Source organism: Hungatella sp., from assembly GCF_046966825.1.
The window spans coordinates 1-19,975 of sequence record NZ_JBKVCZ010000117.1 but is presented as its reverse complement, the minus strand read 5'-3'; the positions used below and the strand labels follow the sequence as shown (position 1 = coordinate 19,975).

General features: G+C 45.1%; 20 protein-coding genes. 2 read left to right on the top strand and 18 right to left on the bottom strand.

Annotation, left to right across the window (positions count from 1 at the left end; all coding sequences use genetic code 11):
• Nucleotides 1-61: 61 nt before the first annotated feature.
• The 12 genes from ACLTD4_RS25950 to ACLTD4_RS25895 all read right to left on the bottom strand — a co-directional run bounded on the left by ACLTD4_RS25950 (nt 62) and on the right by ACLTD4_RS25895 (nt 13,142).
• A complete protein-coding gene (locus ACLTD4_RS25950; RefSeq protein ID WP_002603152.1) occupies nt 62-1,075 on the bottom strand; it encodes a nucleoid-associated protein in 1,014 nt (337 codons plus the stop codon).
• 102 nt (nt 1,076-1,177) lie between these two features.
• Nucleotides 1,178-2,470, bottom strand: a complete 1,293-nt coding sequence (locus ACLTD4_RS25945) for an O-antigen polymerase (protein WP_055658677.1) — start codon at nt 2,468-2,470, stop codon at nt 1,178-1,180.
• Between the two features lie 111 nt (nt 2,471-2,581).
• Nucleotides 2,582-4,288, bottom strand: coding sequence for a phosphoenolpyruvate--protein phosphotransferase (gene ptsP / locus ACLTD4_RS25940; protein ID WP_055658675.1), 1,707 nt, complete (start codon nt 4,286-4,288; stop codon nt 2,582-2,584).
• A gap of 32 nt (nt 4,289-4,320) precedes the next feature.
• Nucleotides 4,321-4,584 (bottom strand): HPr family phosphocarrier protein, encoded by a 264-nt coding sequence (locus tag ACLTD4_RS25935; RefSeq protein WP_002603149.1) that lies wholly within the window; start codon nt 4,582-4,584, stop codon nt 4,321-4,323.
• A 31-nt stretch (nt 4,585-4,615) separates the two neighbouring features.
• Nucleotides 4,616-5,956: a YbbR-like domain-containing protein gene (locus ACLTD4_RS25930; protein ID WP_055658673.1), complete on the bottom strand. Its 1,341-nt coding sequence runs from the start codon at nt 5,954-5,956 to the stop codon at nt 4,616-4,618.
• Nucleotides 5,934-6,806, bottom strand: a complete 873-nt coding sequence (gene cdaA / locus ACLTD4_RS25925; RefSeq protein ID WP_002603147.1) for a diadenylate cyclase CdaA — start codon at nt 6,804-6,806, stop codon at nt 5,934-5,936. The genes ACLTD4_RS25930 and cdaA overlap by 23 nt, the downstream gene beginning before the upstream one ends.
• Nucleotides 6,807-6,836: 30 nt before the next feature.
• Entirely contained in the window at nt 6,837-7,784 is a 948-nt protein-coding gene (locus tag ACLTD4_RS25920) for an ABC transporter permease (protein ID WP_117624514.1), read from the bottom strand.
• Nucleotides 7,781-8,209, bottom strand: coding sequence for a hypothetical protein (locus ACLTD4_RS25915; RefSeq protein ID WP_055658672.1), 429 nt, complete (start codon nt 8,207-8,209; stop codon nt 7,781-7,783). Before ACLTD4_RS25915 ends, ACLTD4_RS25920 begins: the two co-directional genes overlap by 4 nt.
• Nucleotides 8,210-8,385: 176 nt before the next feature.
• Nucleotides 8,386-9,603 (bottom strand): ABC transporter permease, encoded by a 1,218-nt coding sequence (locus ACLTD4_RS25910; RefSeq protein WP_055658670.1) that lies wholly within the window; start codon nt 9,601-9,603, stop codon nt 8,386-8,388.
• Nucleotides 9,604-9,620: 17 nt separating this feature from the next.
• Nucleotides 9,621-10,829 (bottom strand): ABC transporter permease, encoded by a 1,209-nt coding sequence (locus ACLTD4_RS25905; protein ID WP_117624513.1) that lies wholly within the window; start codon nt 10,827-10,829, stop codon nt 9,621-9,623.
• On the bottom strand, nt 10,820-11,614 hold the full coding sequence (locus ACLTD4_RS25900) for an ABC transporter ATP-binding protein (RefSeq protein ID WP_070102516.1): 795 nt from the start codon (nt 11,612-11,614) through the stop codon (nt 10,820-10,822). The genes ACLTD4_RS25905 and ACLTD4_RS25900 overlap by 10 nt, the downstream gene beginning before the upstream one ends.
• 13 nt (nt 11,615-11,627) lie before the next feature.
• Nucleotides 11,628-13,142 carry an efflux RND transporter periplasmic adaptor subunit gene (locus ACLTD4_RS25895; protein ID WP_117624512.1) on the bottom strand — a complete coding sequence of 505 codons (1,515 nt, stop codon included), beginning with the start codon at nt 13,140-13,142 and terminating at the stop codon, nt 11,628-11,630.
• Between the two features lie 243 nt (nt 13,143-13,385).
• Between ACLTD4_RS25895 and ACLTD4_RS25890 the strand changes: the two genes are divergently transcribed.
• A complete protein-coding gene (locus tag ACLTD4_RS25890; RefSeq protein ID WP_412331673.1) occupies nt 13,386-14,894 on the top strand; it encodes an IS1182 family transposase in 1,509 nt (502 codons plus the stop codon).
• Nucleotides 14,895-14,945: 51 nt separating this feature from the next.
• On the opposite strand, the gene ACLTD4_RS25885 is transcribed toward ACLTD4_RS25890, so the two are convergent.
• From ACLTD4_RS25885 to ACLTD4_RS25875, 3 genes are all read right to left on the bottom strand, one after another.
• Nucleotides 14,946-16,196 (bottom strand): HNH endonuclease family protein, encoded by a 1,251-nt coding sequence (locus tag ACLTD4_RS25885; protein WP_412331672.1) that lies wholly within the window; start codon nt 16,194-16,196, stop codon nt 14,946-14,948.
• 2 nt (nt 16,197-16,198) lie between these two features.
• Entirely contained in the window at nt 16,199-16,417 is a 219-nt protein-coding gene (locus tag ACLTD4_RS25880; RefSeq protein ID WP_412331671.1) for a hypothetical protein, read from the bottom strand.
• Between the two features lie 151 nt (nt 16,418-16,568).
• On the bottom strand, nt 16,569-16,922 hold the full coding sequence (locus ACLTD4_RS25875) for a hypothetical protein (RefSeq protein ID WP_412331670.1): 354 nt from the start codon (nt 16,920-16,922) through the stop codon (nt 16,569-16,571).
• 135 nt (nt 16,923-17,057) lie between these two features.
• Between ACLTD4_RS25875 and ACLTD4_RS25870 the strand changes: the two genes are divergently transcribed.
• Nucleotides 17,058-17,417 carry a hypothetical protein gene (locus tag ACLTD4_RS25870; RefSeq protein WP_412331669.1) on the top strand — a complete coding sequence of 120 codons (360 nt, stop codon included), beginning with the start codon at nt 17,058-17,060 and terminating at the stop codon, nt 17,415-17,417.
• Between the two features lie 38 nt (nt 17,418-17,455).
• Here the strand turns inward: ACLTD4_RS25870 and ACLTD4_RS25865 are convergent, their stop codons facing one another.
• The 3 genes from ACLTD4_RS25865 to ACLTD4_RS25855 form a co-directional block, all read right to left on the bottom strand.
• On the bottom strand, nt 17,456-17,920 hold the full coding sequence (locus tag ACLTD4_RS25865; protein ID WP_412331668.1) for a hypothetical protein: 465 nt from the start codon (nt 17,918-17,920) through the stop codon (nt 17,456-17,458).
• Nucleotides 17,921-18,090: 170 nt separating this feature from the next.
• On the bottom strand, nt 18,091-19,398 hold the full coding sequence (locus tag ACLTD4_RS25860; RefSeq protein WP_412331667.1) for a serpin family protein: 1,308 nt from the start codon (nt 19,396-19,398) through the stop codon (nt 18,091-18,093).
• Between the two features lie 87 nt (nt 19,399-19,485).
• Entirely contained in the window at nt 19,486-19,905 is a 420-nt protein-coding gene (locus tag ACLTD4_RS25855; protein WP_412331666.1) for a hypothetical protein, read from the bottom strand.
• Nucleotides 19,906-19,975 lie beyond the last annotated feature (70 nt).

Sequence of the window (19,975 nt, the reverse complement as noted above, 5' to 3'; positions counted from 1 at the left end):
AAATGGTTCCGGGTGCATCGCACCAGGAACCATTTTGTCTACAGTCTGAACATAGGGAGCATTACCTGCTGGTAATGCTCCCTATGTTTTTAATCAGCACGGATATGCTCCCATCCGCGTTCGTAATAAATTCCACAGAGTTTCTGTTCTGATATTCCTCCATGGGAATCTTAATCTCGATACCGGTATCGGTGGTCAGATACTGTTTTTCGAATTTTTTGGTGGTGGATGGGTTCTGAGGTGTCACCTGTTTTTCCGAAAGATTATATTTTTCCATCTTCTCCGTAAATTCTTCCTTCAGTTCTGGTTTTTCGTGGAAAATCTTTTCCGCTACGGTGGGAATGTCGATGCTGCCCTGCTCCGCCAGCTCCTGGCTTAAGATGCTCTTCGCCTCCATGTGGGCTTCCCACTGCTCAGACTCATCATAATATCCCTTCTGCACCTGTTCCACTGCCTTGGTTACGATCGAAAGCTCCGTTTTCGGAGACATGCTGCCGTGGCACTGCAAAAACATCTGGGAGAAGTAATTGGTCTTCACCCCGTTGACCTCATACTTTTTCTCCATCACACGCAGAGAGTAATCATTTAAGTCGATCAGACACGCCTCCGCCAGCTTCTGATTTTCCGCCGGAAGAATGGCATTCTGCCGGATAATGTCGTTGCAGTTTCCATTTTCCGTATAGTTCGTCATATGAGTATAGGAGGACTTATAGTTCATCTTAAGCAGGGCAATTCCGCACTGCTGTCCCGCGTCGTACCGCACTACCATCAAATCCGCGGACGGAATATCGATATTGGAATACATGATATCAAACAGCTTCTGGGCGATCTCCTGAGACTTCTGGATAAACGTGTCCTCATCCATCTCCGAGACCATCTGGTAAACCGGAGAATCCCCGTCAAACTGACAGGATTTTCCCTCGTCGCTGGTCATGACCCGGTAAATATGGCTTCTCACAAAATCGGAAAAATCGGATCCGTGCTCCAAAAGGCCCCCTGACATCACCGCCGTCCCCACGGTGGAATCCAGAATATGTATGATGACGTGTGTTACTCTGATATCTTCTTTTTCCATTGCTTACTCCTCTTTCTGTAAATATCTGCAATACAAAATTGTTCGAAGGCACTTTGTGCCGGAGAACAGGCGAAAGACACGGGGTTATCCCGCCTCTCAGGATTACCCGTGTCTTCCGTCATTACGCCAGGAGCAGAAGCCCCACAGCAGGCCTGTAATAATCAAATAAAACCAGGTGGCCGGATTGCTGAACCATGTGGTGAAGAAGGACAGCACCAGATACATCGCAAACTGGGCATAAAACAGATAGCCCACCGGATTGCGTATCCGCTTCATCATCCGGACCAGCAGAAATGCAACCGCGCCCAGAATACAGGCAAACAGAACGACGCCGATGATTCCAAAATCATAGAAGGAATCGTAAAACAGCGTTACCGTCGTCAGCTCCTCCTTCGTCACATAGATCGGAAAATCCACCAGGGAGGGAACCAGGAACTTGAGTCCGGTCAGCGCCCACAGGGGGAACAGCATCCGAAGGCCGAAGGTATGGGATGGAAGCCATTCCACCATACAGTTAAAGTTATCGTAGTTATTGGCAATATACATGTAAGGCTGTGTGACAAAGATCGGCATCTCGCTGTTCTTCATCTGGAAGATTCCATTTAAATACGAAACGTCATGGCCTCTCGCAAAGGTCAGCAGCACATAGATGGGAATCATTCCCAGCACAAGGCCTATGGCGTAAGAAATCTTCAGCCGGTTGTCCATGGCGATATACGTGAGCACTGCCAGTCCAACAGCCAGAATCAGCTGGAAACGGGACACGCAGAGGACAGGAATCGCACAGGCGATCAGATCCATGAGGATCACCAGCATCATACGCACGCCGTTCCGTCCCTGCTCGATACAGAAGTAGAGCACGGACAGCGCCGGCACCAGGACACATGAAACCGTAAAATAGTGAACTCCCGTGATATGGAAGGTCGAATACGCATGCGGCACGCCCCGTACGAAAAACGGAATGAATCCCAGGATCAGGGCCTCTGCCAGAAACGCACCCAGGGACACCGCGGTAACGATGACCATGGACCAGAACAGCGGCCTCTCATAGCCCTGAAAATTAAACCATCTGGAACGCTGGCCTCCCGACTCTCCCTGAGCCCTCATCAGGAACTCATACGTCACCCAGAAGCCTAAAAGCGCTACCAGGAAACAGAGCCATGTGACTATATTCCAGTCCGACGACAGCTCAGACAGCTTCAGACACGCAATCCCCTGTCCTCCAACCCAGAACAGGGAGAAAAGCCCGCGAAGATGAATGATATTCTCCGTCCTCTTATAATCGTACCAGTACAGCCAGACAGCCGCCAGGATAAGAACAAGGCCCGAAAGCCAGTAATACCCCGCCCTCGCAAACAGATAACTGGCTGCGTAACAAATCAGATATACACCCATATTAGTTTGTCTCCTTCATCACAGGAAGGCAGCCGCCAATGCGACAGCTGCCTTCCTTTCAGGATTTTATAATTCGTAAATTCAGCTTGACCCTGCTCTTTTTCGCACTGCTCACTGCTGTTCGCGCATGTATGCCTCAACTTCGCCCGCTGTCACGAATGACATGGCTTGATCGGCGATGGACTGCAGTTCTGCGATGCTGTAGCCTGTGATCAGCTTTCTTGCGTTTAAGACTGCGGATGCGCTCATACTGAACTCATTTAAGCCAAAGGCCAGCAGCAGCGGAATCATCAGCGGATCGCTGGCCGCTTCGCCGCACATGCCTACCATGATGCCCTCCTTGCGGCCGCACTGGATGATGTGGCGGATGCTGCGGAGTACAGCCGGATTTAACGGAGAGTAAAGGTAGGATACCTTGTCATTTCCTCTGTCTACCGACATGGTGTACTGTGTTAAGTCGTTTGTTCCGATGCTGAAGAAATCCACTTCCTTCGCGAACGCATCGGCCATTAAGGACGCGGCTGCGGTCTCCACCATGATACCCACCTGGATATCTCTCTTATAGGCAATTCCCTTTAAATCAAGCTCTGCCTTCACTTCTTCGATCATAGCCTTCGCTTCCCGGAATTCCTCCAGGCATGTTACCATCGGAACCATGATCTTGATATTGCCGAACGCACTTGCGCGCAGAAGCGCACGAAGCTGCGGTCTGTATACATCTTCCCTGCGGTCCAGGCAGAATCGGATGGCCCGGTAGCCCAGGAATGGATTTTCATCTTTCTTTAATCCCATATATGGAATCTCTTTGTCGCCGCCGATATCCAGTGTTCGGATAATCACAGGCTTGCCGTTCATGGCAATGGCTACCTTCTGATACGCCTCAAACTGCTCGTCCTCAGTCGGCATGGAATTCCGGTCCATAAACAGGAATTCTGTACGGAACAGGCCAATGCCTTCTGCGTCGTACTGAAGAACCTTGTCCACATCTTCCGGTTTGCCGATGTTGGCCACCAGTTCGATGGTCACGCCATCCTTCGTTACAGTTGGCTTGCCGATATACTGGTCCAGTTCCTTCTTTTCTTTTAAATAAGCGGTTCTCTTTGTCTCATATTCCGCAGTGACCGTTTCCTCCGGATTCACGAATACGATTCCTTCCGATCCGTCCAGTACCACAGTATCTCCGTCTTTTACATTGTTTAAGAAACCCTCTACCGCAACCACCGCCGGGATCTCCAGGGCTCTTGCCAGAATCGCGCTGTGAGAGGTCTTTCCGCCTAATTCCGTTACAATACCACATACATTGTCCGGATTGATACCGGCCGTCATGGATGGGGTTAAATCCTTTGCAACGATGATGCTGCCAGCCGGCAGTGAGGCGATATCCACGGAACTGACACCGAGTAAGATCTTCTGCATACGTGTCTTGATATCACGCATATCGGTTGCTCTCTGCTGCATCAGCTCGTCTCCCATGGACGCGAACATATCGGCATACATGTTGCAGACGCTCTCGATCGCGTATTCACTGCACGCATTCTCCCCTGCGATCGTGTTCTCAATCTCGCCTGTCAGCATCGGATCAGAAAGAAGCATTAAATGACCGTTTAAAATCTCGGCCTCCTTCTCTCCCACTCTCGTAGCCAGATCCTTAGCCAGAGCATCCGTCTCCTCCATCGCCTGATTTAGGGCCGCATGAAAACGTTCCTTCTCGGCTGCTGCATCGGAGATCGTCTCCTTCTTAATCACCAGTTCTGTCTCTTCCACTATAGCGGCTTTCCCAATGCCGATACCTGCAGATGCGCTTGTTCCTTTCATCATAACAAGACCTCCTTATTAATTATAAAATAGATTTATTCGCCCAGTCCGTCTTCGACAGCCTGAACCATGGCAGCCAGAGCCTCTTTTTCGTCCACTCCCTCACAGACGAATTCAATCTCATCGCCGCTTTTTACGCAGGCGCCCAATACACTGAGCACGCTCTTTGCATTGGCGGTGGTATTCTTAAAACGAAAATTCACCGAAGACTTGAAGTTCATAGCTTCCTTACAAAGAATCCCCGCCGGCCGTAAATGAAGGCCGGTAGGATTCTTTATGACAACTTTAGCACTGACCATATTCTATCCCTCCACACATCGTTACTGATTCTTATTCTGCTGCTTTTTTTGAAGTACCGGCGGTTGCTGGTTCATCCGTCTCCTGGTCAGCTGTCGTCTGTCCAGGGCCTTCACTCTCATCCTCGTTATCAGAGACAACCGTCACTTCAAAGTCAGAATAATTCACCACTTCAAACCCTTCTCCCACCTCGAAGGTAAGCTTACCTGCATGGGTTCCAGGCTCCAGGCCGGTCATATCGAGTGCTGCATTCAAATCCCTGATATCCAGTGTATCCAAATCTTCCTTCAGCCCCCTGACCGTCACATCCACGCTGTCCTTGCTGAAGGTATACTCATAATCAGGGTCTGAACCACTGCTGGCTAAATCGGCCAGCTTAAGAGTGTAGGACTTTGTAGTCAGTGGTTCTACCTTTAAGGTAACCGTCACCTGGCTCTGGGCATTCGGTGCGATCGTCGTGCTCGGAGGCAGATAATCGTTCAGATCAAGATGGATCACCTTGTCTGTAGTCGCTCCGTCGATGGTAAGCTTGTCATCGACAACAGATAGCGCATTGACAGACGCCAGCACTGACTTCGTCGCAACCACGGGAACGGATTTCAAGTCGCTCTCCACTCCTGTGAACCGGTAGCCGGGGGCCACAGTTCCCTTCACTTCGAAATTCAGTGTCAGTTCCTTGGCCTTCAGGATCGCCATGTTATAGTGGATGCTTTCCGGAGTAATCGTCAGTTCATCTCCGAGATCCGTCAGTTCTTTATCGTTCGCGTCATAGCACTTGGGCGTTACGTAGCCGTCTAAGTCCGCGTTGGCACCTTCCCGGTTAATCTCAATACCGATCGACGCAATCTTGCCAATCACGGATTCCGGCGCGCGCGCCACCACGTAATCGGAGGACAGGGTGGTAATTCCTGACGCGTAACCGTCTTCCACCTCTCCTACGTAATTCACCTTTAAGTCGAACTTCTTATTCTGCATGGCTTCCGTTTTCACATGGAGAACCATCGGCTTCGCCGTCACTTCCCCGTTTCTGATCAGGGATACTTTGTTTTTGTTGACCTCTATGGTAACCGGCACCGCGCCTGTCACATCGTTATAGTCCTTTAAATCAATATACGCGCTGAAATCGGATTCCCGAAACAGCGAGCTGTTTCTCGTGTTTACCTGGTAACTCACCGTAACGCTGTCCTTGCCGATAATTTCATACGTCAGATTGGCATTATCCAGGATTTCCTCATTACGGACATCCACCGGAATTGTAAACGGCTGTCCGGAAACAACGGGATTGGAAATATTAACAATCGCCATCCAGATAACAAAGGCAAGAACGAGAGAAACGACTTTCAGGCCGAGATTATTTAGCAACTTTTCCTTCATTTTTCCGCCTTCCCTTCAATATCTTAAATCTGCTGCCTTCTCCTTCCACGTGTTTGATATCCATAAGCAGTTCCCGCAGCGCATCCGCGTCAACCGCGCGCTTTAAGCCGCCTTCCGAAGCGACAGAGACACGCCCCGTCTCCTCAGACACCACGATGGTCAGACTGTCTGTTACCTCGCTGACGCCGACCGCGGCACGGTGCCTCGTTCCCAGTTCCTTGCTGATGGACATGTTGTCGGACAGCGGTAAGTAGCATGTCGCAGCCGCCACCCGGTTACCGTGTATGACCACCGCCCCATCGTGGAGTGGTGTGTTGTGTTCGAATATATTAATCAGAAGCTGGCTTGACACCAGACCGTTAATCTCAATGCCGGTTCGTTCGATCTCCTTTAAAGAGTCGCCGCGCTCAATCACCATGAGCGCTCCCGTCTTCACCTTGGCCATCTCAAAAGTAGCTTTCACCAGCTCGTTGATCGTCCGGTCGGTAAATGCGGAATTGTCCTTTCCGTCATCAAAGGTAAGAATTCCTGTAAGCGGGTTTCTGCTTCCCAGCTGTTCCAGCGCCTTTCGAAGCTCCGGCTGAAAGATCACGATCGCCATCGTCACCGCCGGCGTCGCTATCGTATTTAAAATCCACTTGATATTATCAAGACGGAAGATATAGGTCAGCACATAGAAAAACAGTATTAACAGTATTCCTTTTAAGAGAGTCCAGGCTCTCGTATTCATAATCCAGACAAGCAGCTCATAAAGCAGTATCGCTATGATAATAATCTCAACGAGATTCGTCTTGGTTATCCTTGGTAAGAAAGAAACCCAGGAATATAATCCATCTATAATATCTGCCACGAAAGTCCACCTCCCTTTTTCCAGTTTCGCCTAACGCTGTGGTCTCTGGAGTTTTCTGGCATTTATTTTTTGAACTTTTACGTCAGGCGTGCTCACCGTCATCTTCGGCACCACCTTCACGTAATAATAATAATCGTCATCCTCAAACTGAACGTATTCGGTCCGCGAATAATCCACTGCGAAGACGAAAAACGTATAAATCCCCGACAGGATTAAAGAAACCACCACTCCTATAATGAGCTCACTTACCGGAACTGATACATCCATGGTAATATCTCCGATAAAAATCACCACCAGCTGGGCGATGGTTCCCGCCACAATAGCGATGATCCAGGAGTAGTCGAAAGACATATTCTTAAGAATGAACACTACAATGATCGCAGCCGCAAAAGCCGCAATCAGCACTAACATCAGCTTATTGCCGAAGAGGCTCTTCACGATCTGGGAAAAGCGCTGCATCATATCGGCTGATATCTCATTGGTCAGAACCCCCGCGTTCTGTTTGACATACAGAAGCGTATAATAGATAAAAATGCCGCAGCCCACCGGAATCACGGATATCATGCCGCCTGAAAGGCCGACAATCAGTGGAATCGCGTACGGAATCTTCAGTACGAAAAAGATCGGTGTGAGGATCAGAAGACAGCTGTCACCGGGATGGAAGCCGTAGTATAAAAGTGCAACCACCAGGACAAACACCGCCATAACCAGTGTCACCTCAAAGGATACCGCCCATAAGTGGGCCAGCATAAACGCCGCCGCCAGAAAGCTGATCGCGCTGTATGGCAGAAACGAACAAGCCAGCGCCAGTACCAGAGGAACCAGCGGATTCGTGAGCTTTGCCATGAAACCGATATTCCGGTTCATCAGCCAGAACGCAAGGTAACTGTATACAAACTTGATTACCGGCGTGATATAAATGTCAAACTTTGCATAAAATTCCTTTAATCGTTCCTTGAAAACAAGAAGACTCATCATTGGGTCCGTCCTCCTTTAGTCCGCGTTCCGGGTCTGGAATTACCTTCATACCGTTTGTCCAGCCTCTTCAGTTTTGCCATATAGACCTTCATCCCGCGGCTCGCGTAGTCGTATCGCCTCGCATAAATGCACAGGCTTATGATGAGGTATACCACCAGTCCGGCCAGATAGATCACGCCCACCTTCATGCCCAGTTCAATGAGACTCTCGATCCACATGACATTCAGCCACTTCTCAATATCGCAGAGCACCCATAAGACAAGACCCAAAAGGAAACTCAGGGTATAACTGAAAAAGGAACGCAGCAGTTTGCTGCTGATATAATCACTTTTAAAATACCGGTTTACGGGAAATATCCTGTTCCCCTCTTTTTTCTCGAACATGGCGAGGTTCGTCATGATTTTGATTTTTTCTTCACTCAGCATAGGCTCTCCTCAATACACCATAACATATCATCTTATTATAGCATAGAACTTTTTACTTGGCGAGACCCATCTGGAGATTTTTATAATTTTGTAAAGTTCAAAACCGGGGATACCCCTGTAAAATACAGGAAAATCCCCGGCCACATACACATATTTCTTCATGATTCCGAAATCTTTTATTCGTACCGCAGCGCGTCGATCGGGTCTTTTTTCGCCGCCTTTGACGCCGGATACAGGCCAAAGAACAGGCCGACCAGAGCGGAAAATCCAACCGCCACGACGACGACCTGGGGTTTCACTACCACGGAAATCCCGAACATCGCGCCGCCGCCCATGACCAGCCCCGCGCCGATCACCACGCCGAGAATGCCTCCCAATGCAGACAGAATTGCGGATTCCGTCAAAAACTGTATCATAACATCCCGCGTCTTCGCCCCAAGGGCCTTTCTGATTCCGATTTCTCTGGTTCTTTCCGTTACGGACACCAGCATGATATTCATGATTCCGATTCCTCCGACCAGCAGAGAAATGGCCGCTATCCCGCCTACAGCGGCGGACAGGCTGCTCATCATGCTGTCGTTCCCCTTCATCTCGTCAAGCGCAGAATAAAATGTCACATCAGCCGGCTGCCGGTCCTTAAGCCTTGCAAGATAAGGGACCATACGCCCGGACAGTTCGTTCATATCCGTCCCTTCCTTCGCATAAAAGTTCAGCTGGAACAGATAATCGTTGGGCCACGAAAGGATTGTGTACGGGATAAATCCCTCCTTCGTCTGCCCCGGCATCATGGACATCATCATCGCTTCGAACGGCGTCATCTCTTTTTTATAGACTCCTACTACATTATAATCGTCCGTCTCGCCGTAGACCGTGGTCCGCAGCGTCTTGCCAACGGCATTTTCCGTTCCGAAGAGTTCCAGCGCGCCCTGCGCTTCCAGAACCACATTCTTTTTGCGCCCCTTGATATCAGCCTCATTTAAATTCCGTCCGTATAAAATGTTGATCTTCTGTACGTCAGGATAATTGTAATCGATACCCTGGAACTGGAATTTCACTTTTTTCCGGCCGAACAGCGCTTCACTGCTGTAGTAGGCGTTGGTATCCATATACTCAATATCGTCATGAAATACTTCTTTAATCCGTTCCATTTGCTCTAAATTAAAGTAATCGCTGTCCCGCATATCTCCGCCGTCGGATGGCCAGATATAGATGATCGCCCGTGTCATACCCACATTGGCATATAAATCGGCTACCATGGAACGCATGGTGTCACCGATGGACACGATCGCAATCACCGAACCGATACCGATGATGATTCCCAGCATGGTGAGAAAGGAACGCATCTTATTCGCTTTGATGGCATGCAGTGCCATAAACATATTTTCAAGCAGCATGATGGTCTCTCCCTTCCCTATTCATAGCGCAGCGCATCGATAGGATCGGCCTTTGCCGCCTTGGATGCTGGATACAGGCCAAAGAAGATTCCAACCAGGGCGGAAAATCCGACCGCCACAATGATTACGGACACCTTCACAACAGGGACCATCCCCATGGCGCTTCCGCCGATCATGACAATCCCCACTCCCAGCAGAATTCCGATCACGCCTCCGCAGGCCGACATAAGCGCCGACTCTGTCAAAAACTGCATCATAATATCGCCGGTGCGGGCCCCCAGAGCCTTCCTGATTCCGATCTCCCTGGTACGCTCCGTCACGGATACCATCATGATATTCATGATACCAATGCCGCCTACCAGCAGGGAAATCGCTGCTATGCCGCCTACCGCGGCAGACATTCCGCCGAGCACGCTGTCCACGCTTCCCATCTGTTCCACGACAGACTGGGTCATGATATCCGTTACCGGCCTTCCTTTTATCTTTGCAACGTAGCGGGCAATCTCAGGCAGAAATGTCTTCATGTCCACGCCGTCCTTCACGTAGAAGTTCAAATCCTGAAAATAATCGCTGGGGCGGGTGAGAATCGTATAGGGTATAAAGCCCGACTGTGTCTGGCCGTTCCCCATCATCATCGCCTCCAGCGGCGACAAATCCTTGCGGTAGACGCCTACCACCGTATATTCCTCGGTGGTTTTATTGATTGTCATACGGAACGTTTTGCCGACACAGTTAGCTGTACCAAACAACTGCTCCGCGCCCTTGTCTTCCAGCACGACGTTATTCCTGCGCCCTCTTACATCGGCCTCGCTCAATTCACGGCCGTAAATAATGTTCGTGGGCTGCACCTTCGTATAATTGTAATCAATCCCCTGGAACTCGTATTTAACCTTGTTTCTTCCATAAACTGCCTCGGTGCTGGCATAGGCGTCGCTGTCCATATAGGATATCTTGTCATGAAACACTTCCTTCGCCCGGTCCAGTTCATCCAGGGTGAAATAATCGCTCATTCGAAAATCATCGACACGCCAGGATACCATCACGATGGCCCGGTTCACACCCACGTTTTTATAGGCATCCGCATAGAGGGACCGCATGCTGTCACCGACGGAAACGATGGCGATCACCGACGCGATACCGATGATGATTCCCAGCATGGTAAGGAAAGAGCGCATCTTGTTAGACCGGATGGCATGGAGCGCCATGGTCATATTTTCTAGCAGCATGGCGTCCCTTCTTTCTTCATTTTAACTGCTTCCTCTTCCGTAAGCTCCTTCGGAACATTTCTCTTATCACTCACCACCTGGCCATCCCGGAACCGGATAATCCGCTCCGTAAATGCGGCGATGTCTTCCTCATGGGTAACCACAACGACCGTGGCGCCTTCCTTGTGCAGCCTGGAAAACAGCTCCATGATCTCCACGGAAGACGCAGTGTCTAAGTTACCGGTCGGCTCATCCGCCAGAATCAGCGGCGGTTCATTGGCCAGCGCCCTGGCGATGGCGACTCTCTGCCGCTGTCCGCCGGAGAGTTCGTTCGGCATGTGTTCATACCGCTCTCCCAGGCCCACGCGCTCCAGAAGCTCCAGCGCGCGCTGTTCCCGCATTTTCTTGGATTTATGGGCATACGTCATGGGCAGTTCTACGTTCTTCAGTGCCGATGTTCTCGAAATCAGGTTGAAGGACTGAAATACGAAGCCGATCTTTCTGTTCCGGATCGCAGACAGCGCGTCGGGACTCATGTCGGCCGTATCGATTCCATCCAGGTAGTAATGGCCCATGGTCGGGCGGTCCAGACACCCCAGAATGTTCATCAGGGTGGATTTTCCGGATCCGGACTGTCCCATGATCGCCACAAATTCTCCCCGCTTAATGGTCAGATTAATTCGTTTCAGGCCCAGAACCTTGATGGAACCGGTGTCGTATATCTTCACCATATCCACCAGCCGGATCAGGTCATCCGATACATTCTCGGTCATGTAGGAAGGAAGCCTTTTTTCCCTTTTCCACATATTGCTTCCTCCTTTACTGTGCGGCCGGAACAGCTACAACGGTCATGCCGTCTGTAAGATTTGCCGCCGGTGTCTCAACGATCTGCATTCCCTCGGTCAGTTTTCCTTCTTCCGCCGGGATCACTTCCACCTGAATATCACTCTCAACTCCGGTGGTCACAGGGATCATATGGGCAATGTTGTCTTCTATCGTTACGATTGCGGTGCTGCCATCCGGCTGCTGAAGCAGAGCGGAAACCGGAACGACCCACGCATCCTCCGCCTTCTGCAGTTCGATCTTTGCCTTCGCAGTAATGCCTGCAATCAACCGTGTATTCTGGTCAATAATGCGGACCGTCGTCGGGATCACGCGCTCCGTGGAACCGTTTCCTTTTTCCTCACCAGTCGGGGAAATGGCTGTCACCTCGCCCTTCACAACCTCGCCGTTTAAGATATCTGCGCTGATCTCTACCGGCTGGCCAATCTGGACTTTACCGATGGAATACTCGCTGACATTGATCTTCATCTCCAGAACGTCCAGATTCTCGATAATGAACATCGGCTTGTCGTCATCGGTCTTATCCGCAAATCGGCCTACCTTACAGTTGACCCGGACCACCGTACCGGCGATCGGGCTGGTCACACGCGTATTTTCCAGCAGTTCCTTCTTCTGGTCCAGTTCGAAAGCTGCGTTCTCAATCTGAAGGGAATACGATTCATTGGCTACCGGTCTGCCGTCTTTTAATGTAAATGTCTTTAAATCGCGCTGTGCATTGTTCAGTGCGTCGGAAGCGGTCTCCAGCTCCAGCTGGGAGGCGCTTCCTGACTGGAACAGCACATTTGTTCTGTCGTAATTAGCCTTGGCGGCATCGTAATCCTGCTTTGCCTTGGCATAGCCGTTCTCAGCCTCGATCTGTTTCTCATTATATGTAGTAACTGCAAGGTCATAGGCATTCTGAGCGATATCAACCTCTTTTTTCGCCTCCTTCTCATCCAGAGTGGCCAGCAGCTGGTCCTTTTCCACACGATCTCCCTCTTTTACCGGGATCTCCAGAATCTCTGCGTGTAAATTGGATACCACCTCCACACTGTCCGTTCCCTCGACGGGACCGCTGACGGAAAGCATCTCCACCACTTCGCCCCTGGTCAGAGGGAATGTAGATGCCATCATCTGGGGCGCCTTGCCTCCACCCATCACCTTGGAGGCTCCGAAAATAACCACCACTGCGATGCCGACGCCGACAAGGACTTTTTTCTTGCCGCTCCATTTTTTACGGCGCCCTCTTTCTCCGTTTTTCTTCTTTTTTTTCTTCTTGCCCGAAGTGTCTTCTTCCATGAGCTCTTTTAATTCTTCATTAAAATCCTCGTCGCTCATCGGCTCTTCCATCACCGGTACAGGCTTCGCCCCGCCCCTCCGGTTCCGCTCCGGCTGAACGGTTTTCTCTTCCGCTGCAAAGGCCTCAGCATCGGCCACGACATCATCCATCTTTACCTGGATATCGTCCGCCTCTTTACCGTCTATTTCCACGTGGTTGAATTCGTCTTTCATACGTCTCTTTCCTCCTGATTAATATCTCGCTCCATTCTCCCCCATTATAATGGCATCTCATAATCTTTTACAACAATAAATTCTTATAATTTTCTAAAGTTTTTACCAAATTTACCATTATTTTTGTAAAAATAATTCAGACTGTAGACAACTAGCCTCCTAATAGGAGGCGGTTGTCTTTTTTCTTTCACTCAGGATTTCGATGTAGTATAATAGTACTATACGAAAGTGAGGTTTTTTCTTATGATGGGGAAAAAAGATTATTCAGAACGTTCTCAGGTACAGATTGCAAGCCTGGATGACCTCGTCCCTTCCGGTCATCTGGTTCGAAAGCTGGAGGAAGCCATTGATTTAAGCTTTATTTATGACGAGGTTAAAGATCTCTACAAACCTTATGGCAGGGAAAGCATTGATCCCGTTGTATTAATGAAAATCGTGATCCTCCAATACGTGTTTGGCATCCCTTCCATGCGCAAAACAATCAAAGAGATTGAAGTGAATCTTGCTTACCGCTGGTATCTGGGATACGGCCTGTATGAGGATATCCCTCATTTCTCTACCTTTGGGAAGAACTATACCAGACGCTTTAAGGATACGGATCTTTTTCAAAAGATATTCTCCCGGATTCTAATGGAGGTGGATGCCTGTGGTTTCCTGGATACGGAAAGTCTTTTTATTGATGGTACCCACATCAAAGCCAGTGCAAACCCTCATAAATATCAGAATGAAACCATGGAAAAAGAAGCCCGATGTTACGAAAAGGAGCTGCAGGAGGAAATAGAGAAGGACAGGCTGGAACACGGGAAAAAGCCATTGAAAGAAAAAGAGTCCACGCCAGAGACCATAAACAAAAAGGTCAGCACTACCGATCCCGACAGTGGCTGGTTCCACAAAGGGGAACACAAGCAGGTGTTTGCTTATGCAGCCAATACCTGCTGTGATAAAAATAATTATGTCATAGATTTTGAAGTGACAGCAGGGAATGTCCACGACAGCGTATCCTTTTGGGAACTGTACCGGAAAGTAAGCGAACGGGTAAAATATCCTAAATACTATGTAATGGATGCAGGCTATAAGATACCAGCAATCGCAAGAACGCTAATCGAGGAAGGAAAGGTTCCGGTTATGCCCTATAAACGTCCAATGACAAAGAAAGGGTATTTTCGAAAAAGCGATTATGTATATGATGAATACTTTGACTGTTATTTATGCCCGAATAATCAGATCCTAAAATACAGCACAACAAACCGTGATGGATACCGAGAATACAAAAGCGATGGAAAAAAGTGTAAGGATTGTCCGTACCAAAACCAATGTACAGGAAGCAAAGACCATGTAAAGGTGGTAAGCCGCCATGTATGGGAGGGGTACATGGAAAAGGTGGAGGAAATCCGTCATCAGACAGGGATGAAAGAAATCTATCAGAAACGGAAAGAAACCATCGAACGAGTCTTTGCAGACGGAAAAGAAAAACATGGAATGAGATATACACAGTACAGAGGATTGGCAAAAGTGACAATGGAGCTGACCCTTTTATTTGCATGTATGAATCTAAAGAAACTGGCAATCTGGAAATGGAGAAAGGGCGGGCTAAGGAAACCCTGTTCTTTTGTCTGTATATTCGAACCAATATATCTCTATATAAAATTCAAAATGGTTCCGGGTGCATCGCACCAGGAACCATTTTGTCTACAGTCTGAGACCAACCTAAGTTGGCCTGATATTTTTCTAATCTTGCAAATATTTATATGATAAGCCTTATTACATGTTCTGAGTTGTTTTTCTACATTACTAAAGGCATTTTTATTCTTCTTCATCTTCAATATAATCATCAGCAATAACGGAAATAGAAAACGTAGATTTATCTGCTTTAAATTCTTCTATTAAACTTTCTATAAATTTCATTATTCCAGAAGGATTGATTCGGGTTTCAATGTATATGTTATCTTTTAACGTTTCAGGTTTAATTATATTATCTGTGCTCCTGCTTATGTAAGGACGTTTAAATTTTGGTGTGTAAGAATAATCTCTATCAGCCAAAGTATCTAGTATCCCAGGATTCTGTTTATCTAATATTTTTACCATATCCAGTAACATCAATGTGAATTTATTTTGTCTGTATAATTCTCCATTAAAACTAAAGCTTATTAATTTCTTACCAGTGACTTCATTATAGTCGTCTTCCATTGTGATTTTTTTAATATACTCAAATTCTATACTTGGATCATCAATTTTATCAATGTGATATCTTTTCATGATGATGCCTGCTAGCCTTTTACTTCTGTTTTTAATCTCTGGTATATCCCATTTTGTTTTATCAACTATGTCTTTGTTTAAGATAACTGCTTTTGAATTTTCTTGTATCAGCTCTACTTTTTCAGAAAAGCTTTTATTAGATAACTCAGAATTATAACCGGTTACTGATAAATTTCCTAATACATGTAAATATTTTTCATGATCTTCTGTTTTTATATATCTCCATTCGGAGCTTAGAGTCTGAGGCATAATATGTTCGATTGTTAAGGAATCCGTATTCAGTATTTCTTTGCTTCCACCATTTTCAATATCCATTAATAAATATTTGCATAGTGTTTTACTCGGATATATTTGTGATGTTTCTAATACCCTTTTAAACTCACTATCAGATGGGATTACATCATGTGACGATATACTCCACAAAAATTTGTTAATAGACTCATAATATCTTGATTTGTTTGAGGTCACCTTAAAGATTCTGCCATAAAGTGTTATAAAAAATCCACGTAATGAATTAGAAGGTACTCCACAAGTCACTCTCCGTAAAATGTATGATAAGATCAAGTTAAGTGTCCTTTGTAATGTGTCTATTGTAATAACTTTCTGCTCATAGTCATTAAAAACATGCAGTAAAAAGGGATAACATGTAGACTGATTTAACTGTCTTATCTTTTTGAGTATTTGATTGATTTCTTCTGGATATTTAGGAGTATCATATACAAAAGCTTGGAATATGTCTGCGTAATATTTTAATTCCTTAAGTATGGATTCCTGTGTGAAGTGCTCGTTTTTGTACATTTTCAAAAATTCATCATACTGCTGACCAATAAGCTTATGATTTCAGGATTTAAAAAAATTGGAATTGCATCAAAAGCAGAATTCATAATCCCTCGATATTCCAAGAAAACAATTCCTATTCCTTGCTCATTCAGTATCTTTTTTATCGTATGTCTTTCCAATGGATTGATAGGTGCATTTTCAACGTAGATATTAAACTTATATTTTTCATCTTCCATCATATTAAATTCCTCCCATTTCCATAAGTTTACCATATAAACCTACTTTTTTCACTTATATAGTGATATTAACAAAGAATTGCTACTGTATTTATCTGCCAGAAAATAGAAAAGAGCCTTAAGGCTCTAATTAAATCATATTCACAACACCATATTACATCCGGTTCATCTCGTCCAGCAATGCCTCATATAAGTCTTCTGGTGTTTTTAATGTAATGGGCTTTCCATCAATACTGATGGAATCTTCGCACCACTCCTTGCCATATTTCAGATCGTAAATATAGTATTCAATAAAACTAAACTCTTTTCCGTCCTCCCTAAAGATTTTCTTCAGGACTTCAATCAGCTGGCCATGTAAGGATGGAGGCCAATAAATTGATTCCGGACAGTTTTCTCTTAATACATCTGAGATTGCCTCAATCTTCCTGTCAACATCCTGCATTTTATTGATACAGGCAACAAAATCTTTTTTGTTTAAGGGTGGAATGATGTTATAATGTTCCTTCATATTTATCTCCTTCTTTTATCATTTTAAATATTATGCTCTTTGCAGATTACAAATAAGTTAAAACAAGGAACATCCATCATTATCATTTCGATAATCATGCATATTATATCTATAGAAGATAAAAGGAGAATATTTATGATGGAAATGATGAATGAAACGATGGAATACGTAAGAATTATTAAAGCGAATACTGGTAGTGGAAACGATTTTTTAAGTAAATTTTCCGATAAGGATAAAGCAACTATTCTATGGAATGTAAAACGACTAATTGCCTATGCAGAAGCCAAAGAAAATGCTGATATGTCACAGGCTTGTTACAAATGCAAATATAGGCACGATTTTCCCGGAGATACCCATAGTTGTTGCAGTAATCGCCTTGCTGTCGCAATTGGTGATGAACATGGGATTGCTCACGGCTGGTTCTTTCATCCATTCAATTTCGATCCTGTATGGTTAAGATACTGTGATGGTTTCGAAGCGATTGAAAAAGACTGAGCATGACTTTTACATAAAGACAACACATAAAAAGAGGCTTATGCCTCTTTTTTACTTAATTTATTATGATTAATATAATTGCAACATTCTTTAATCACTTCTGCTGCATAGTCATGCTTATTTTTTTCTATGAACGTATCGATTGCTAAAGCCACTTCATATACGAACAATTCGTCTTCAGGCATTAACAGTCCTAACTTGTCCATCAAATTATTAAAAGCATCACAGTCATCCTGTACCTTCTCTATATCCGTCCCTAGTATGATTCCTTTCATTTTCCTGGTCAATAACCAATATGCCAGTCTTTCTAAGTTTAAAGTTCCTGGCCGATATATTTCATATTCTTCAATCTGTTCTTTTGTACCCACAAAATATATCGTAAAGTTGTATTCTTCATTTACTACATTCTCCATATAGAGGAAACCTGCCTGAGACACCCAATCCTTTAAAATTTCTATCTGCGATTTCATACTTTCCCTAGCTAATTGCCCATACTGTTTCATATATTACTCCTTTTATTATATTCCTTCCATTGAGACACTTTTAGTTTATCTAACTGACCTTATATAGTCAATTGTGCCGGAAAATAAAGTTTTTAGTGTGGTTCGATTTATAACCCAAGTAAATCGCATTTAAAAAGGACTACATTTGATACATAGCCCTTGTATATTTATTATCGGTTAACCGGTTCTGTTGGTTGTACTACCCTTCCCATAAAGAGGATATCATCGGTATCTGTATCTGATATTACGAAAACAAATGTGTCATTCGCTCTTATCATTTTAACTTTTTCTTCGATTTGTGCACTCATCATTTTCATCCCGATTCCAGTTGCTGCTGCTGCCTCTGTTCCTGTCTCGTTGGTCTTTATATAAGTGGCATGGACCACATCACTGATACATACCGGGCCAAGCTTTTTAAAACCATCCGCCGAACTGAAGGCATCAATCATTCCCATATCCTGTAGGCTATTCATCAAAGAGCATTTATTTTCGAATTCAAAATTAGGGACATAAAATTCTGCCTTGTCGTATTCTTTTAATCCTTCATAATCCTTGAAATTCATGATATCCCTAAATTCATCATCGGAGAGTGATTCAAAATACTGGTCAACATGATTATCTGTTGCGTTTTCTGATTTACAGAATATAGTCATAGCATAATTGTTCCTGTCACTTTCGTCATTTATGTAATTGAGCCTTAATACATCAATAGCTCCGTCATCTACTTCCTTAATGTTAGAAAGTGAATAGTCCTTGTTCTGGAACGCTTTATATTGTTTTCCGTCGGACCATAGAATGGTTCCTTTGTCAAAATTCCATGATTGATTGAAGTAAAGGGCATTTACAAGTATAAGGGATGTATCTTCATTGATAAAATCTTCTGATATGAAATTTTCTATTTTTCCGCTCGTTGTATCACTGACAAATGTATTGATATCTTCTGCTGCCGCTTTCGGATCATCCACCTGCAGGTCCTTGATTTCATCCTTATCAAGTCCTAAGACGTTAATATCCAATGCATTCCGTATCTTATCATCATTTGAGACATAGGCACGGTTTGCAATTTTTACGGAATCTGTATCTGATGTCTTGATAAAGGCATCATATTCACGTATTGCAGCAACCGATTCTTCATTTAACCCTAGGACTGTTTCAAATTCATCCTTTACTTTTCCTTCTGTTCCTTCATACAATAAAGAAAATGCATCCTTAATGCTGTAGGGACTGAACATCCAGTTTTCATTTTTATTTACAAAGTTCTTGTACATCCCGATATCTATATTCATAGTATCTTCTGTCCCATCTGTTGGTTCTGTCGTTATGTTTGCTTCTGTTGGTTGTGTCGCCTCGGTTGACTCCGTTGGGAAAACGGCAGGATTATCTGTTGGTTGTATTGTTGTATTATCAGTAGTAGCCGTACAAGCGGTCAATGACATGGAACATGCCATTAAACCAATCAATAATTTATTTACTTTCATAAAATTTAGACGTAAATACCCATCAATGGATTAATGAGTGCAACGCCTGCCTCCTTTCTTTTTGTTTATTATTAGTATGAAAGAACATCATTCCGAAGAAAGTCTTTCCTTTGCTTCTTTTTCTGTTAAACGAATCCTTCCATATAAGTGCATGATACTATTAATGAAATCAGTTCTAAATTCTCCTCTTACTTTATATATATCAACCTTTTGCCATTCATCTTGGGATAGGACCTCAATTGTGTCACCATCCTTAAGTTCAAAATCGTTTAAACATAGCTTCTGATTCTGTAAATTAACAACTCCCATTTTCAGAATTGGCCTGTTTATATATTCAATGCTTTCCATGATATAATCAATTTCACTCATGATTTCTTGATAATGCGTATATAGGAAACGTTCATTCCTGTTGCTATCATCATACATAACATTTCCTACTTTTGTCAATTCGTTTTCCATCGTGCTCCTAAATCCGGTTAACTCTTGAAATGCTTCCTGTAAATTCATAAGTCCTCCTTTATGCATCTCAATATATAGAGATAGTTATACTAAGATAATAATCTTATAATTAAAAAAA

Coding starts and splice junctions, on each gene's coding strand:
- ACLTD4_RS25875 (WP_412331670.1), bottom strand. CDS start 16,922: ATGAAGGAACATTATAACATCATTCCACCCTTAAACAAAAAAGATTTT.
- ACLTD4_RS25865 (WP_412331668.1), bottom strand. CDS start 17,920: ATGAAACAGTATGGGCAATTAGCTAGGGAAAGTATGAAATCGCAGATA.
- ACLTD4_RS25890 (WP_412331673.1), top strand. CDS start 13,386: ATGATGGGGAAAAAAGATTATTCAGAACGTTCTCAGGTACAGATTGCA.
- ACLTD4_RS25870 (WP_412331669.1), top strand. CDS start 17,058: ATGATGGAAATGATGAATGAAACGATGGAATACGTAAGAATTATTAAA.
- ACLTD4_RS25910 (WP_055658670.1), bottom strand. CDS start 9,603: ATGCTGCTTGAAAATATGTTTATGGCACTGCATGCCATCAAAGCGAAT.
- ACLTD4_RS25880 (WP_412331671.1), bottom strand. CDS start 16,417: ATGATGGAAGATGAAAAATATAAGTTTAATATCTACGTTGAAAATGCA.
- ACLTD4_RS25920 (WP_117624514.1), bottom strand. CDS start 7,784: ATGATGAGTCTTCTTGTTTTCAAGGAACGATTAAAGGAATTTTATGCA.
- ACLTD4_RS25935 (WP_002603149.1), bottom strand. CDS start 4,584: ATGGTCAGTGCTAAAGTTGTCATAAAGAATCCTACCGGCCTTCATTTA.
- ACLTD4_RS25900 (WP_070102516.1), bottom strand. CDS start 11,614: ATGTGGAAAAGGGAAAAAAGGCTTCCTTCCTACATGACCGAGAATGTA.
- ACLTD4_RS25945 (WP_055658677.1), bottom strand. CDS start 2,470: ATGGGTGTATATCTGATTTGTTACGCAGCCAGTTATCTGTTTGCGAGG.
- ACLTD4_RS25860 (WP_412331667.1), bottom strand. CDS start 19,398: ATGAAAGTAAATAAATTATTGATTGGTTTAATGGCATGTTCCATGTCA.
- ACLTD4_RS25915 (WP_055658672.1), bottom strand. CDS start 8,209: ATGCTGAGTGAAGAAAAAATCAAAATCATGACGAACCTCGCCATGTTC.
- ACLTD4_RS25905 (WP_117624513.1), bottom strand. CDS start 10,829: ATGCTGCTAGAAAATATGACCATGGCGCTCCATGCCATCCGGTCTAAC.
- ACLTD4_RS25930 (WP_055658673.1), bottom strand. CDS start 5,956: ATGAAGGAAAAGTTGCTAAATAATCTCGGCCTGAAAGTCGTTTCTCTC.
- ACLTD4_RS25950 (WP_002603152.1), bottom strand. CDS start 1,075: ATGGAAAAAGAAGATATCAGAGTAACACACGTCATCATACATATTCTG.
- ptsP (WP_055658675.1), bottom strand. CDS start 4,288: ATGATGAAAGGAACAAGCGCATCTGCAGGTATCGGCATTGGGAAAGCC.
- ACLTD4_RS25855 (WP_412331666.1), bottom strand. CDS start 19,905: ATGAATTTACAGGAAGCATTTCAAGAGTTAACCGGATTTAGGAGCACG.
- ACLTD4_RS25895 (WP_117624512.1), bottom strand. CDS start 13,142: ATGAAAGACGAATTCAACCACGTGGAAATAGACGGTAAAGAGGCGGAC.
- ACLTD4_RS25885 (WP_412331672.1), bottom strand. CDS start 16,196: ATGTACAAAAACGAGCACTTCACACAGGAATCCATACTTAAGGAATTA.